The organism is Roseibium sp. AWQ4_254, from assembly GCF_056161025.1.
Window position 1 is genome coordinate 142,083 of sequence record NZ_JBSWYH010000004.1, and the last position, 15,889, is coordinate 157,971.

The 15,889-nt window shown below is 62.6% G+C and carries 10 protein-coding genes; all 10 read right to left on the reverse strand.

The window, feature by feature from the left end:
- Positions 1-91 precede the first annotated feature (91 nt).
- The 10 genes from ACXAIC_RS04570 to ahcY all read right to left on the reverse strand — a co-directional run bounded on the left by ACXAIC_RS04570 (position 92) and on the right by ahcY (position 15,688).
- Positions 92-484 carry a VOC family protein gene (locus tag ACXAIC_RS04570; RefSeq protein ID WP_475174098.1) on the reverse strand — a complete coding sequence of 131 codons (393 nt, stop codon included), beginning with the start codon at positions 482-484 and terminating at the stop codon, positions 92-94.
- 75 nt (positions 485-559) lie between these two features.
- Positions 560-1,171 carry a trimeric intracellular cation channel family protein gene (locus ACXAIC_RS04575; RefSeq protein WP_475174229.1) on the reverse strand — a complete coding sequence of 204 codons (612 nt, stop codon included), beginning with the start codon at positions 1,169-1,171 and terminating at the stop codon, positions 560-562.
- An 85-nt stretch (positions 1,172-1,256) separates the two neighbouring features.
- On the reverse strand, positions 1,257-1,910 hold the full coding sequence (gene grpE, locus ACXAIC_RS04580; protein WP_475174100.1) for a nucleotide exchange factor GrpE: 654 nt from the start codon (positions 1,908-1,910) through the stop codon (positions 1,257-1,259).
- 247 nt (positions 1,911-2,157) lie between these two features.
- On the reverse strand, positions 2,158-2,478 hold the full coding sequence (trxA, locus tag ACXAIC_RS04585) for a thioredoxin (protein WP_475174102.1): 321 nt from the start codon (positions 2,476-2,478) through the stop codon (positions 2,158-2,160).
- A gap of 85 nt (positions 2,479-2,563) precedes the next feature.
- Complete coding sequence (gene addA / locus ACXAIC_RS04590) at positions 2,564-6,088, reverse strand: double-strand break repair helicase AddA (RefSeq protein WP_475174104.1); 3,525 nt, start codon at positions 6,086-6,088, stop codon at positions 2,564-2,566.
- The gene (gene addB / locus ACXAIC_RS04595; RefSeq protein WP_475174105.1) at positions 6,085-9,228 is read right to left on the reverse strand and encodes a double-strand break repair protein AddB; all 3,144 of its coding nucleotides are present in this window, start codon (positions 9,226-9,228) and stop codon (positions 6,085-6,087) included. Before addB ends, addA begins: the two co-directional genes overlap by 4 nt.
- A gap of 7 nt (positions 9,229-9,235) precedes the next feature.
- Positions 9,236-9,970, reverse strand: a complete 735-nt coding sequence (locus ACXAIC_RS04600) for a nucleotidyltransferase family protein (RefSeq protein ID WP_475174107.1) — start codon at positions 9,968-9,970, stop codon at positions 9,236-9,238.
- A gap of 41 nt (positions 9,971-10,011) precedes the next feature.
- Positions 10,012-11,535 carry a tRNA (adenosine(37)-N6)-threonylcarbamoyltransferase complex ATPase subunit type 1 TsaE gene (gene tsaE, locus ACXAIC_RS04605; RefSeq protein ID WP_475174109.1) on the reverse strand — a complete coding sequence of 508 codons (1,524 nt, stop codon included), beginning with the start codon at positions 11,533-11,535 and terminating at the stop codon, positions 10,012-10,014.
- Between the two features lie 11 nt (positions 11,536-11,546).
- The gene (locus ACXAIC_RS04610) at positions 11,547-13,970 is read right to left on the reverse strand and encodes a PAS domain-containing sensor histidine kinase (protein ID WP_475174110.1); all 2,424 of its coding nucleotides are present in this window, start codon (positions 13,968-13,970) and stop codon (positions 11,547-11,549) included.
- Positions 13,971-14,299: 329 nt separating this feature from the next.
- Positions 14,300-15,688, reverse strand: coding sequence for an adenosylhomocysteinase (gene ahcY, locus ACXAIC_RS04615; protein ID WP_475174111.1), 1,389 nt, complete (start codon positions 15,686-15,688; stop codon positions 14,300-14,302).
- Positions 15,689-15,889 lie beyond the last annotated feature (201 nt).

Here is a 15,889-nt window from a genome sequence, read left to right on the forward strand (position 1 = left end):
CGCCAGGCAGTGGGCGGGCCAGCTTGAAGCTTGCGGGCCTTCACGGTTTGAGCGGGCCCTCCCGGTTTGAAACGACACCCAGCCTCGCCCCTCAGCCCGCCATCTCGCTCGGGGTCATCCAGCCCTGAACGGCGCCGCCAGAATCTTTCAACAGGGCAATCCGGCCAATTCCGGCCACATCAAAGGGCGGGCGGATGACTTCGCCGCCATGGGCAAGCGCCAGTTCGACACGCTCATCCACATTGTCAACGGCCACATAGCTCATCCAGTGATCCGGCACGCCGTCATAGTCTGGCCCGGCCATCGGGAAGATGCCCCCCACCGGCGTGTCGCCGAGAGTGGCCAGCGTATAGACAGGCCCCTCTTCCATGGGCATGTCGGTGAAGGTCCAGCCGAGGACCTTACCGTAAAACGCCTTGGCTTTTTCCGTGTCCCGGGTCATCAACTCATTCCAGTAGAAAACACCATGCTCAACCTGAACCATACCGGCCTCCCTGCCGTTTGGCTGCGTCCGGCCCGCTGAAAGAGCACACCGCGCCGGATCAAATACCGAAAAAAATCAGGTTTCTTTCTTGGCACGGTAGCCGGGCAGCGTCCAGTCCCTGAGGATCGCCCCTCCACGCAGCACCAAGGCCAGCGACGCTCCGGCAACGGCCGCGCCAGTCTGCGGCAGTCCAAGAGCCGACAGGGCCACAAAACCGCCCGCTCCGGCAAAGGCGGCGCTGACATAGATTTCCGGCTTCACAATGGAGGACGCTTCCCGGGCGATCGTGTCCCGGATGACGCCGCCAAAGGTGGCGGTCGCAACGCCCATCAGCACAGCCACCAGCATGGTGTCGCCCACGCTCATCGCCTTGGCTGCCCCCATCACGGAATAGGCAGACAAGCCCAGCGCATCCGCCCAGCGCAAAGGTTTGTTGAGCTGTTCGATCCAGTGGGCGAAGAACCAAAGGAAGATGCTGACCATAAGGCAGACCAGCAGATAGGCCTCATTTTCCACCCAGAAGACCGGCACGCCCAGAAGCAGATCCCGCAAAGTGCCGCCGCCAATGCCGGTCATTGTTGCAAAGAACAAAAGCGCAATGAAATCGAGCTTCTTTCGGGAGGCGACAATACCGCCGGTCATGGCGAAGACTGCCACGCCCAGATAATCCAGCACCTGTAGCAGCATCATCGTCTCCTTGGGCGAAAACATAAAAGCCGCCCGGAGCTTAACTCCGGGCGGCTTTTATAGAAGTCTTCGGGAAGGCGCTCCGTCAAGCGCTCTTGTCGACCGTCTGCCCTGCGTCGCCAGCGGTCGTGTCCTCGGCTTGTCCGGCCTCTTTTGGCGCCTCTTTCGGGCCGCCCTTGGAGACCCCGACCAGGGCCGGGCGCAACACCCGCTCGCCAATCACATAGCCCGCCTGAACGATCTGCACGACCGTGTTGTTCGGCACTTCGGTATTCGGCACCTCAAACATGGCCTGGTGGAAATTCGGGTCGAATTTCTGACCTTCCGGGTCCAGCTTGCGCACGCCGTTCTTTTCCAGCTGGTTGAGCAGGTCCCGCTCGATCATTTCCACGCCTTCAATCAGCGCGGCCACGCCCGCATCGGCGTTCTTGCGGTCTTCTTCGGGCAGCGCTTCCAAAGCCCGTCTCAGGTTATCGGAGACGGTCAACATGTCGCGGGCAAACCCGGACACCGCATATTGGCGCGCGTCCTTAACTTCCTTTTCCGTCCGGCGGCGCAGATTTTCCATCTCCGCCATGGTTCTGAGAGCCCGGTCCTTGAGCTCGGCATTTTCGGCTTTCAGAGCCTCGGCCGGATCGGTTGCTGCCATCTCCGCCGCTTCGGGCTGAGAGGCCGCAGTGTCCGTTTCCGGGGTCGCGTCAGACGGCTGGTTTTGCGGAGTTTGGGTCTCGTCACTCATGGGTAATCCGTTTGGCTCTAGAGCGTGTCGCGTTCATCGGATTGCAAACTGCTTGTCTTTTGCGTTCAAATCTCTGATGTCAGGCAGCGAAAGACAAATCCAATCAAACGCGATTTGCTCAAATCTGTATGCGAATGCTTATAAGACCGGTTGCAAAGAATTCAAAGCAAATCGGCGGGCGGGCGCAAAGCCCGTCCGCCGGATGCAATCATTTGCTCCGCAGCCGGCCAGCGGCAGCAGAACGACCTCAAAGAGCGCTCTTGATCCAGTCGGAGAGCTTGCCCTTCGGAGCCGCGCCAACCTGAGTTGCCATCGGCTCGCCATCCTTGAACAGGATCAGCATCGGGATGGAGCGGACGCCGTATTTCATCGGCATGTCCTGGTTCTCGTCGATGTTGAGCTTGGTGATCTTCACCGCACCGTCCATTTCCTCGGAGATTTCCTCCAGAGCCGGAGCAATCATCTTGCACGGGCCGCACCATTCGGCCCAGAAGTCGACGACCACCGGACCGTCGGATTTCAGAACTTCTGTTTCGAAGGAGGCGTCGGTGACTTGAGTTGTTGCCATATCAAGATCTCGTGGTTTGCGTTCAGACGCCTACCCGATGTAAGCGTGCCAGTTGGCCAGAACGTAGGTAGCGGCAGGCCCGCCGTCAAGCCGGACGGCCATCCGGCTTCAGTCCGGAGAACGTCCGGTCCAGAATATCGGACGGGATTTGCATCAAGGCAGGTGTAGAGGTCCACAGGAGATAGGCCTCGATCTCCCGCTCCGGATAGATCTGGGCCAGTAATTCCCTGTAAACGGCAAGCTGCGCCCGGTATTCCAGCGGCACGGCCTCAGCGGTCTCCGGAGGGCGCAAGTTGGTCTTGTAGTCGACAATCACAACCCGGTGACCATCGACAAGCAGGCGGTCGATCTGGCCGGAGACTTCCACCTCGGTGCCGTCAGCGGCCCGAATCGTTCCAACCAGCGGCACTTCCGCCAGCGCGCCCTCTCCAAACAGCGGCGCGAAGCTAGGGGCCGTCAAAACCGCTTCGATTTCACTCAAGAGCGCGGCACGGTAGCTGGAAAACGCGGGGGCAAGCTCCTGATCCAAAAACCGCCCGGCCGCCGGAAGGCGCTCGCTGTCGGGAAGATCGGGCAGCAGTTCCAAAAGCCGATGCACCAGCCGCCCCCGCTCCAGTGGCCAGGATGCGGGCTGGGTGCGCGCTTCCAGCCGCGAGACTGCCGGCACCGGATCAACCCCGTCCTTTTCCTCCATCTCTTCAAAGGCCTTGGAGGGCTGCAGCCGCTTTTTCTTTGGCAGCGGCGCCACCGGCTCTGCCAGCCAGCCCGGCATGGTTTTTTCCGCCTCTGGCCCGGCACCGCCGGACGGGGCCGGGCGCCCTTCGCTTTCGGCCGCGCTGTGCGGGTCTGCCTCTGCGCCGCTTTTCTGCCAGCGCCAGGCGAGCACCTGACCATCCGCCGTGATGATCTCCTGCGCCTCGGGCTTCAGGGCCCGTTCCACCAGGGAATACCAGCATTCTGCATGGGCCCCGCGCTTCGGCTCCCAGCCGCACACAATCAACCGGTCCTCGGCACGGGTGAGCGCAACATAGAGAAGGCGGCGGTATTCTTCCGCCTGATCGTCCCGGAGCCTGGCAACGGCCGCCTCGTGCCAGTCCATGCGGTCTGCCTTGGGCGGCAGCCAAACCAGTGCGGGCGGCAGAAGATCGTTTTCAAGGCGTGCACGCGGCAGGAAAGACGGATCATGGAGCGCGCTGACCGGAGCGGCACCCGGATCCACCAGAATCACAATCCTGGCCTCCAGCCCCTTCGACCCGTGGACGGTCATGATCCGAACCATGCCCTTGGTATTGGTCAGCTCGCGCTTGATTTCCGTGGGCGCTGCGGCGATCCAGGCCAGAAAGCCTTCCAGCCCCGGGGGTCCGGCCTGTTCGTAGGCAATGGTCAGCGCCAGAAACTCGTCCAGCACGTCATTCACCTCAACCCCGAGCCGGGCCCGGAAGGCCTTGCGGCCACCATCAGCCCCCAGAAGCCGGGCATAAAATTCATAAGGCGGTACGAAGTCGGCGCGTGCACGCCAGTCTTCCAGCCTCGCCCGCACGCCCTGCCATAGCCCGGACGTTTCCGAACGTTTGACCAGCATCTGCCACAAAGTTCCGGGACGGGCCTTGTCCGGCGTCTCCCGGGCCACGTCCAGAAGCTGGTCGTCATCCAGATTGAACAGCGGGCTTTTCAGGACGGCGGCCAGGGAAAGATCATCTTCCGGCAGCAGCAGAAAACGGCCAAGGGCAGCCAGGTCCTGCACCGCGATATGATCGGTCAGCACAAGCCGGTCGCTGCCGGCCGCTGGAACATCCAGCTCCTTGAGTTCCCGGTTCAGCGCCTCCACAAAAGGGCCGCGCTTGCGCACCAGGATCATGACATCGCCCGGATCGGCAGTTCCCTCGCGCATCCAGCGGGCAATTTCCCGGGCAATGCGCCTGGCCACTTTCAGCATCGGACTGCCGGAGCCGACATGATCTATCGGCAGCCGCCAGTCATCAGGCGCGTCGGTTTCCGCCTCCGCTTCCAGCGGCCACAGATCCACGATGCCCGGATCCCGCCGGATCGCCTCATGAACCGGTGCGGCAAGCTCCTGGGACAGGCCCCGGTAGGCGTCCTCGTCCCGGAACACCCGGTCAACCGCCCCCAGCACATCCGGTGTGGAGCGGAAGGACAGCTGCAGATTGACCGAATGAAACTCACGGTCCGCCGCCTCGGCCTGACTGGAAAACGCCCGGCGCATGGCGTCGAAATAGGCTGGAACCGCGCCTTGGAACGAATAGATGGACTGTTTTTCGTCGCCGACCGCAAACAGGGTGCGGATGCGCTCATTGGCACCGGTCCCGGCAAAGAACTCGGAGGCCAGCGAAGTGACCACCTCCCACTGGCGCGGGCTGGTGTCCTGGGCCTCATCCACCAGTATATGATCCAGTCCCTGATCCAGCTTGTACTGGACCCATTGGGCCGCATCCGATTTCTGCAACAGCGTGGCCGTCTTCACGACCAGATCCTCAAAGTCGAGATAGCCTCTGGCCGTCTTGGCTTTCTCATAGTGGCGGATGACCCCGTCGGCGAGGCGCAGCAGCGAAGCCGTGCCCTCAAAGGTCGCGATCTTCCGCCGGGCGCTGAGCAGATCCAGCAGCCTGACCTGTTCCGCCTGCAGCGCTTCGACCATCTCCGGAAAGCTGGCGGCAACCTTCTTGGTGGCCAGCGCTTTGCGCGGTTCCAGTTTCGAGGTCAGAAAGACCGCCTGCCATGCGGTGCGGAACGCCAGCGGATCGCTGATCCTGACCGCTTCCACCAGATCCAGCGCGCGCTGCTGGTCCGTTTTCGTGCCTGTGTTGAGGGCTTCGGCATAAGCCTGGGCCAGACGCAGGTCAACTGGGCAGTCCGCCTTGAACCTGAGATCAAACTCCGCCAGGGTCTCTCCCGGCGTGACCTCCAGCAGCGCGGCAAGATCCGTCAGGGCGCCCTCCAACCCGCCTGCATCCACTGTCCAGCGGCGGAAGGCATCGCGGTTCTGGATGAGTTCTTCCAGCGCCTTTTGCGCCCCGCCATCGCTCATCAGCTCAATGACGGCAGCCAGCGCGTGGCCCGGAAGGCTGTCCGGCTCCGTTTCGGCCCGGTGCAACACACTGGCGCGGGCTTCGGCCATCAGCTCGGCCGCCACCCGGTCATCCAGAACGGAAAAATGACCGGCCACATTGGCTTCCAGGGGAAACTGGTGCAGCAGCGCTTCGCAAAAGCCGTGGATGGTCTGGATCTTCAGCCCGCCGGGGGTTTCCAGTGCCCGGGCGAACAGACGCCGGGCCATGGCCAGGCGGGACGCATCCGGCCGCCGCCCCTCGATATCCTGCAATTCGGCGGCCAGGGCCTCGTCTTCCAGGGTCACCCAGCCGCCCAGGATACGGAAGACGCGGGTGGCCATTTCCGCAGCCGCCGCCTTGGTGAAGGTCAGCGCCAGAATGCGGCCGGGGTCCGTGCCGTCCAGAAGCAGGCGAACGACCCGGCGCGACAGGACAAAGGTCTTTCCCGAGCCCGCATTGGCGCTCACCCAGGCCGATGCACGCGGACGCGACGCGAGGTCCTGCCTTTGCCGGGTCAGCTCGGGGATCTGAAAGCCGCTCATCCGCTCTCCTCCCCGGACAAGGCCCATTCCTGGGTCCGCGCCAGATGGTCATAGTCGCCATCCATCATGCGCTCCTGCAGGACGCGGGCGCGGGACAGATAGCCGGTGTCTTCCCTGGCATAGTGGGCGATCAGCTGTTCCAGCCGCTGCCAGGCATCTTCGATCAGCTCTTCCAGTTCCGTTTCCCTGGGATTGCGGCACGCTTCCACCACCGGCTCCACACCGCCTTTAAGCTGCAGATACAAAAGCTCACTCACCGGTCGGTCCGCCGGAACATCCTTGAAGCCGAACCGCCTGATCATGGCTGCTTCCAGCGGCAACTGCGGGGAGAGCAAAGCATCCACCTGCTTTTGCGAGGGAACCTGTCCGGTCTTGTAATCGACCACGGACAGGCTGCCCGATGTGAGACGGTCAATCCGGTCGGCCCGCCCGCGCAGGCGGAACGGAAAGCCCGGCAGGGCAAGGTCCACCCCGCCGCCGATTTCCAGAAACCGCTGCTCCACCGCAGCAGAACGAACAGCCTCAAACGCCACAACGCCTGCAGCGATCTTCTGGAAACGGGGCCACCATAGCGCCCGGATCGCCGGGAAGGCGTCGAGCGGTTCAAAAAGCTCTTCGCCAATCCCGGTCAGGGCGGCCACAGCCGTGTCATCAAAAGGCCCGGTCCAGGTGGCCAGAAACTCGGCGAGCGCATCATGAATGAGGTTGCCCTTGTCGGCAGCACCCGGCTCGCCGCCAATGGGGTCGACCGGCTGCAATTCCAGAATGTGACGGGCGTGAATGGCATAAGGGTCGCGGATCAGCCGCTCGATTTCCGTGATCGACAGGGTGTGCGGGCGCGCGGCCAAAGACGGCTTCGGGCATGGCCGCAGCGCCGGACGCACGGGTCCGGAAGGCTGGTCCAGACGGGCTGCAAGCTCCGCATAGACCGCCCCGCGCGCCACCATGGCCTCTGAAATCTCAGGCCCTGCAAGCGTTGTCAGACGCTGCAGCCAGCGGGAGGCCACAGTCGGCGCGCCATCGACACGGCCAGCCCGGGACAAGAGCACCCGCTGCGCACCCATCCCTTGCGCAAAGTCATGGGCCGCTGCCCCGAGGCGGCGTTCCGGCGGTTCCAGGCCGATATCCCGTTTCATGGGCCGGTTCAGCCACGGATCATTGCGCGTGCGCTGGGGCCATGTGCCTTCATTCAAGCCGCCCAGGATTGCGACATCGAAGCTCTGCAGCCGGGCTTCCATGGGGCCGAGGATCTGCACCCTCGGGTCTCCCGGCAGCCGCCGCCGCACAGACTGGCCCGCCATCAGGGCCGGAAGAACGGTTGGCCATTCCCCCGCCGGAAAGGACAGGCCACTGGTTTCGCCGTCCAGCAGTGCGGAAAAGAACTGGGCCAGCGCCTCGCCCGCTTCCCCGGCATACAATTCCGACATGGACCCGGTTTCGTCACAGGCAACGGCCTGAACAACCTCGACCTGACACCGGGCCAGCTCGGAAACGGACACAGGGTCGGCCTGACCCGCCAGCGCCTCCAGCGGCGCAAGGGCTTTGCCAAGCCGCTCCACCAGAGCGGCCATGACCTCCCAGTCGCCGTCATGGATCTTTTTCCAGCGCGGCGTATGGGCCTTGCCCACCTCCAAACGGCTGGCCTCGATCGCCTCCAGAAGCCCCTCCGTGCCCGGCCGGGCGCGTGGGCCCCGCACCACCCCCCGCTCCAGCGCCCGGGCGGCTGAGCGGATATCCTTGAAGGGCAGCCCAAGGCGGGCCAGGGGATGTTTCAAAAGGGACAGAAGGTCAATCGGATCACAGCCGCCCAACGCGAGTTTGGCCGATAGCAGTGTCAAAATGGCCGGGGCGGTCTGATCGAGCGGGCGGCCCGCACTGTCATCCACCTGAATGGACCAGCGCGACAGCTCCGCCGCTACCCGGCGGGTCAGCATCCGGTCGGGCGAAATCAGGGCTGCGGTCTCACCGCGCTCCACGCTTTCCCTTAAGGCAATGGCAAGACTGAGCGCTTCATCCGCTTCGTTCCGCGCCACAAGAAGGGACACATCTTTCAGGGCCTCCGCCCTCATTTCCGTTCCGGTCTCGCTCAAGAAGCCCGTCCAGCCGTCGGAGGTATCAGCCGGGCGCAGGGCTTCAGACACCAGAACTTCCCGCTGCGCCAGAGCGGCGGGAGGCTGCGGACCGAGTTCCCGGATCGCGGAGCGGTCCGCCCCAAGCCGGTCGAGCAGTTGCTTCAGCGAATATTGCGGATGGGACGGCAGCGTTGCCGGGGCTGGCTGGCCCGGCGCAGCCTTTGCAGGGGCGCTGCGCAGGCCGAGAGATTGCCAGGACCGGTCATCCAGATGCCGGTCGAGACCGGGCAGCACAATGGCCCCCTGCTCCAGCCCGGCGACCGCTTTCAGCAGCGCGGCTGTGGCCGGAACCGAGCCGGTCACCCCGGCGACAATCACAGGCCCCTTCGGTGGGGTGGCCACAAGGCGCTGCGCTTCCCTCCGGATCAGGGCGGAGCGGCGCGCCTTCGGGTCCATCCGGCCGCATTCGGCAAGATGGGCAGGCCAGGCCTCCTGGACAATCTTCAAAAAATCCAGCGTGATCTGCCAATAGCGGGCAAAATCTTCAGGCACCAGCGCGGTCAGGTCCGACCAGTTCGCCTCTTCGGTCTCCACCTCATCCATCAGGGCCAGCAGATCAGAGGCCAGCCAGGCCGCATCCGCTGTTGAGGCGGGCACGCCCAGGGGCTCGTCGGTGCGCAGGCTCAAGGCTTCCCGGCGCAAGGTGCCCTTCCAGGCTTTCACCAGCCGGGTCATGGCCAGATGCCGCTCCAGAACGGGCATGGCAGGCGGCAGGGCCTCCAGATCCGCCTCCCCGCTCAGGGCCTGCACATCCTCGTCCGCATCGCCCACCGGCCGGATAGCCGGCAGCAGCACCGGGCGGCCGCCAAAACGCTCTTGAAACACCTGGGGCAACAAGCGCGCGGAGCGGCGCGTCGGCACGTAGAGCGTCACAGTGGGCAGAAGCTGCGGCGTCTGCAGCGGGCAAAAGCCGGGGATCAGGGAACCGTCGGCGAGCGTATCGACCAGGGTCTTCAGAAACGGGACGGAGGGCGGAACGGAGAACAGGCCTGCGCGCGGCGGGTGCATCGCGGTCTCAGGCCGCGCTCTCGCGCACCGCATATTCCGCTGCGCGAATGGCATCGGGCGTGCCGATATGCAGCCAAAGCCCTTCCATCTGAACCCCGAACAGACGGCCCGCTGCAATGGCCTTGTTGAACAGCATATTTATGGAGAATGGCTCGTCCTGCGTGCCTTCAAACAGGCGCGGATGCAACAGGGCCGCCCCCGCATAGGCAAAGGGTGTGACCCCTTTTTCCAGACGGCGGGTCAGACTGCCATCCTTGGCCATTTCGAAATCGCCCCGGCCCGAATAGCCGACGGACTTGACCGTTTCGGCCACCAGAAGCAACGCATCCATGCGCGCCTCGTCCCAGGCATCGATCATGTGTTCCAGGTTGGGCTTGACGCCTTCTATCCAGTAACAGGTGTCCGAATTCAGCTGGAAAAACGGCTCGTCGCCCAAAAGCGGCAGCGCTTTGCGGATGCCGCCGCCGGTTTCCAACAGGCGGGACCGCTCATCGGAAATGAGGATGTCCATATCGCTCCGGCGGCGCACATGGACTTCCACTAGATCCGCCAGATAATGGACATTGACCACGCAGGTTTTCACGCCCGCAGCCGCCAGACGGTCCATGCCATGGTCGATCAGCGCCTGGCCGTTGACCTCGATCAGCGGCTTCGGGGTGGTGGCGGTCAGAGGGCGCATGCGCTTGCCCATTCCGGCGGCCAGGATCATTGCTTTTGTGGGTCGGAACCGCGATGTTGTCATACGCTCACTCAAATGCTTCCCTGCGCCCGGCCAATCAAATCTCACCGCCGGAAGCGTGCATAGCCTTCTTTCAAATCCGTCACTCCCGGCCTGTCAAGCACCCGGTCGAGATAGCCTAGCATACGCGGCAAATGGCTCAAATAAGCCGGCTTATTATCCCGCTTCGCCAGACGCACGAAGATGCCGAGGATCTTCGAAATTCTCTGGGCGGCCATGACCCCGTAGGCTTTCGCAAACAGGTCTCTATCGGGCCCTTGCTCTCTCTGCCTCGCCATCAGATAAGCCTCGTAGAGCCTTGTTTCCAGTGCGGCATCCACATCTGTGCGCGCATCGAACAACAGGGCGGCGACATCATAGGCCACCGGCCCTCTTACCGTGTCCTGCAGATCGATCAGGCCAATGCGGTCAAGGCCGCTGGCGCCGTGCTGCCACAGAAGATTGGGAGAATGAAAGTCCCGCAGGACCCAGCCCTGCTGGGCCTCTGCGATCCCGTCCAGAGCATGCTGCCAGAGGCTTTCAAAGGCCTGCCGCGTCTCCTGTGTCGCGTCCGCCCCGGTCACATGGGGCACATACCAGTCCAGAAACAGAGAGGCTTCTGCAATCAGTGCCTCCTGGGAATAGTCCGGAACGGGATAGACGCTGCCGCCGGGAAGGCTGACCTGTTCAGGCCAGCTTTCACTATGCATCCTGGCCAGAAGCTCCACCGCCGCCAGATACCGGTCCGGATCCGGCTTGCCATCCACCAGAACGGTTTCCCGGCCCAGATCCTCAGACAGGACAAGCCCCTGGTCCGGAGCCGCCGCATAGATCTCCGCCGCCCGGAACCCCCGTTTGCGCAGCTCGGACCCGATCGCCAGAACCGAACGGCAATCCTGTGCCAGATGAACCTTTGCCATATAGGTGCGGACCTCTTCTGAGACTGCCCCGTCGCGGAAAGGCCAGTTCATCAAAATGGCAGTGCGCCCGTCACCAGTCACTGTTTCGAAACTCCGTAAGGACGCATCTCCAGCCAGATAGGCCCGGGATGCGCCACCAAATCCTGCTGTTTCCAGAAAATCCCGCATCTCCAGCGTCCGGGTGACGCGTGTCTGCCAGTCCTGATCGGAGGAAACGAACGCAAGGGCCCGCTCTTCGCTGTCCGCATCCGGCTGGATGATCTGGATCCAAAGCACGGTCTCCGGCAGCAATGCCTCTGCCTTTTCCGGCCACTCGATCAGCGCCGCGCCCGTCTCCAGCAGGTCCTCAAGACCAAGTTCTTCCAACTCTTCCGGCTCTTCCAGCCGGTAAAGGTCGAAATGGGAGAGTTCACAGCGGGGCAAGGCATAGGTCTGAACCAGTGTGAAGGTCGGGCTGGGCACTTCCAGCTCCGGCTCTTCGGCAAAGGCCCGGATCAGCGCCCGGGTGAAGGTGGATTTTCCGGCGCCCAGATCTCCGGACAGGCACACGGTATCGCCCGGCTTGAGGATCATGGCAATGTCCCCGGCCAGGCGGGCCGTAGCGCCCTCGTCGGGAAGATTCCGTGTCAGGAAAGAGGCTGGAAGCTGCCGCAGCCGGTGGTCTGCCATGGGCGGGTCCGTTATTCAGCGGCCACCTGACCGGGCTGCTCCGGGCGCGCAGGAAAGACGCAAGTAACTGTAGTGCCCTTGCCTTCAACCGAATCGATTTCGACGGTGCCGCCATGGAGCTCGACAAAGCTCTTGACGATCGCGAGGCCCAGGCCCGCGCCCTGGCGCCGTGTGCCCGTGTCATGGCCGACAAAGCGGTTGAAAACCTGGGTCAGGATTTCCGCCGGGATGCCGTAGCCATGATCCTGCACCACGAAGGCAACCTGGCCGTCATTCCGGTTGCAGCTGACATCGACGACGCCGTTTTCTTCTGAATACCGCACGGCGTTGGAAATCAGGTTGAACAGTACCTGACGCAACCGCTTCTCGTCGGCCACCATATTCCCGATATCTTCGGGCACATGGGTGCGCAGCGTGATCTTGGCATCTGCGATCCGGTCTTTCAGGCCCTCGACCGCCGCCGAGACTGTGGAGGCCACATCGACTTCGCCCAGGTCCAGTTCCATGATGCCCGCATCCAGGGTCGCCAGATCGAGAATGTCGTTGATGATGGCCAGAAGCGCCGACGAGGACGACTGGATGTATTCCGCGTATTCGCCCTGCTTGTCCGTCAGATCACCGAATTTCGGATCCGAGAGCAACTGGGCAAAACCGATGATGTTGGTCAAGGGCGAGCGCAGCTCGTAGGACACATGCTGGATGAAGGCGTTCTTGATCTGGTCGGCCTGCTGCAGCGCCTCGTTCTTTTCCAGAAGTGCGCGCTCTACATTCACGCTGTCGCTCACGTCCACAAAGGTGACCAGCGTGCCACCATCAGGCAGGGGCACGGTGGCATAGTCGAGCACATCACCATTGTGCCGTTCCAGGCGGCTGACCTTGTGGGTGCGGTTGTCGAGCAGGCCGGTGACATTGCCCGCCAGCTTCTTCCAGGCGTCTTCTTCCTGTTCGCTGAGCGTGCAGGCAGAGACAACTTCGTTCACATGGGGCAGTTCGGCAAGCTGCTCTTCCTCGATGTTCCAGATCTTGCCGAAGGCCGGGTTCCACAGGCGCAGGCGGCCATCGGACCCGAACACGGCCACGGCTTCCGACAGATTGTCGAGAGTTTCGCCCTGCACCCGTGCCAGCGCGTTGTAGCGGCTTTCCAGGTCGAGGCGCTCGGTGAAGTTCTCGTAAATATAGGTCACGCCGCCCTGGGGGTGCGGATTGGCAATGACGCGCAAGGTCCGCCCGTCCGGAAGATGCCACCAGCTTTCGCGGGCTTCCAGGGACTGGTAGCTTTCCAGCATCTTGTTGCGCCAGACCCTGTAATCGGCCTGTTCGGGCAGTTTGCGCGCGGCCCGCAGAGCGTCGAGCACGGCGCCATCTTCCGGCCTGCCCCCCAGGAACGCATCGTCAAGGTCCCAAAGCTGTCGGAAGGCCGCATTGTGAAACTGAAGCTTGCGATCGCTGCCATAGATCGCCACGGCGGCGGCCAGCTGGTCCAGGGTGCGGCCATGGAAATCTTCGGCGCGGCCCAGTTCCTTGCGGGCCTGTTCCAGGTCGCTGATATCAACGGCAATGCCGGCGCCGCCGACACTCGCGTTGACATCGGTCACCTCGAAGACCCGGCGGTCGCCGGAGGCCACAATCGGAATTCTGGCGCTGAAACAGCCATCCTCGGTCCGCTGCACGGCCATGGCGGTGCGTGCCGCCGCGTCCAGGAAGGTCGCACCGGTCTTGACGGCGCTTTCCGCATCGCCAAGCTCCACCGCCTCCGCATAGGCCGCATTGGCCCAGGTCAGATTGCCCTCCGCATCCCGCTGCCAGGCCGGGGCCGGCATGGCATCGAGCAAGGCATGAAGCATATGCAATTCGCCGGAAATCCGCGCATTGCGGGCTGCAAGCTCGGCCTGCATCTGGCGCTCGCCGGTCAGGTCCCTCAGCCGCAGCACGACGGCGCCGCCTGTGGTGCGCCCCAGAGCTTCCACATAGGTGCCCGCACGGGTTTTGAATGTCGCGGTAAAGGCCTCACCGGTGCGGAACAGCATATCCAGATGCCGTTCCAGATCCCCGGCGCATTTCACCGTCAGCCAGCTGCCAAAGGCCAGAAGCTGGGCAGGCGGGCGCGGCACGCCGGACTTTTCCGCCAGAACGCCCCAGATCTGGGGCACGGCTCCGTTTCCGGTCCACACGATCACGCGCTGCTCATCGGTGTTGAGCATAGCCTCCAGGCGGTCGACCCGGAGTTTCAGATCGCTTTTTTCCTTTTCCAGAGCGACAGTGATTTGGGATGATTGCTTGCGGTGCCTTAATAGCGCAACGGCTGCGGTCACTGCAAAGGCGCACATACCGCCCATCGCGCCCACAAGGATCATGGCACCCGGATTGATGGCCTCTGTGGTGTCTGCAAGAATATTGGCAAAAGCCGGACCGGCCGACAGCCCATAGCTCGCCATTGAGGCGCTGCCGAGCGTCACCGTTTTCAGACTCCATTCTCGCCACGCCGCGCTATTTTGCGCGCCGTTCTTGCCGCCTATCGGCATGTTACGATCCCCTTGTGCCGCCTTCCCCGCTATGCGGGAGAACCCCCGGATTTCGGGAGCAAATCAAAGACATCCGCCTTCTGGCCCTTGATTCGCTTAAACCATAACCTTTTTGAGAATCACGCAGAAGAGTCCGTAACCGAAAAGTTAACAGAACCCTTCAAATTGAAGGGTTCTGCATTTTTTTGTTCACATGTGGCGTTCCGGGCCATCACCAGATGTAGTGACCCGAATCAGAAAGATCAGTATTTGTAGTGTTCCGCCTTAAACGGACCGGCCTTATTAATCCCCAGATAATCGGATTGGGCGTCGGTCAATTCGGTTAACGTCACACCGAGTTTTTCCAGGTGGAGGCGGGCAACCTTCTCGTCAAGATGCTTGGGCAGCACATAGACTTCGTTCTTGTAGGCATCGCCCTTGGTGTAGAGTTCGATTTGCGCCAGAACCTGGTTGGTGAAGCTGGCGGACATCACGAAGCTCGGGTGTCCGGTGGCGTTGCCCAGGTTCACAAGACGGCCCTGGGACAGAAGGATCATCCGCTTGCCATCGGGGAATTCGATCATGTCGACCTGATCCTTGACCGGGCGCCATTTGAAGTTCTTCAGCGACGCGACCTGGATCTCGTTGTCGAAATGGCCGATGTTACAGACAATCGCCATGTCCTTCATGCCGCGCATGTGGTCCAGGGTGATGATGTCCTTGTTGCCGGTGGCCGTGACGTAGATATCGCCTTCCGGAAGTGCCTCTTCGATGGTCTTGACCTCGAACCCGTCCATAGAGGCCTGCAGAGCGCAGATCGGATCGATCTCGGTGACAATCACCCGGGCGCCGGACCCGGCAAGCGACTGGGCAGAGCCCTTGCCCACATCCCCATAGCCGCAGACAACGGCCACCTTGCCGGACATCATCACGTCGGTACCGCGGCGGATGCCGTCAACCAGGGATTCGCGGCAGCCATAGCGGTTGTCGAATTTGGACTTGGTCACGCTGTCATTGACGTTGATGGCCGGGAACGGCAGCTGGCCGTTTTTCTGCATTTCATAAAGACGCAGAACACCGGTGGTGGTCTCTTCCGAAACGCCCTGGATCAGATCACGCTGCTTGGTGAACCAGCCCGGATGGGATGCCATGCGCTTCTTGATCTGCGCAAACAGGCATTCTTCTTCTTCCGACTGCGGGTTTTCGATCAGGCCGGTTTCCCCGGCTTCCACGCGGGCGCCCATGAGAATATAGAGCGTCGCATCGCCACCATCGTCCAGGATCATGTTGGCGCCACCGTCAAAATCAAAGATCTTGTCGGCATAGTCCCAATATTCTTCCAGGGTCTCCCCCTTAACGGCGAAAACCGGAATACCCGCAGCAGCAATGGCAGCTGCCGCCTGATCCTGGGTGGAGAAGATGTTGCAGGAAGCCCAGCGGACTTCGGCTCCGAGCGCCACCAGCGTTTCGATCAGGACGGCGGTCTGGATGGTCATGTGGAGCGAGCCGGCGATCCGCGCGCCCGTGAGCGGCTTGGCATCGCCGAATTCGGCACGGCAGGCCATGAGGCCCGGCATTTCGTGCTCGGCGATTTCGATCTCGGTGCGGCCCCAGTCTGCGAGCGCGATGTCTTTGACGATATAGTCGGTCATTGAAGTGTCCTGCTGTTGGTCCAGCGTTAAATCGGGTCCGGGCCACTGCCGGCCCTGAAGGATGCCGCCGCCCTTCCGCATGCCAGTGCACGCGCATTCGGGGCGGCCGCCAGCCGATTCCGGCAAGGCCGGAAACCGTTGGCAGGGTTATAGCCCCCGGCGCGACTTAACGCAATAAAGATATAAAGAATTCTTTATATG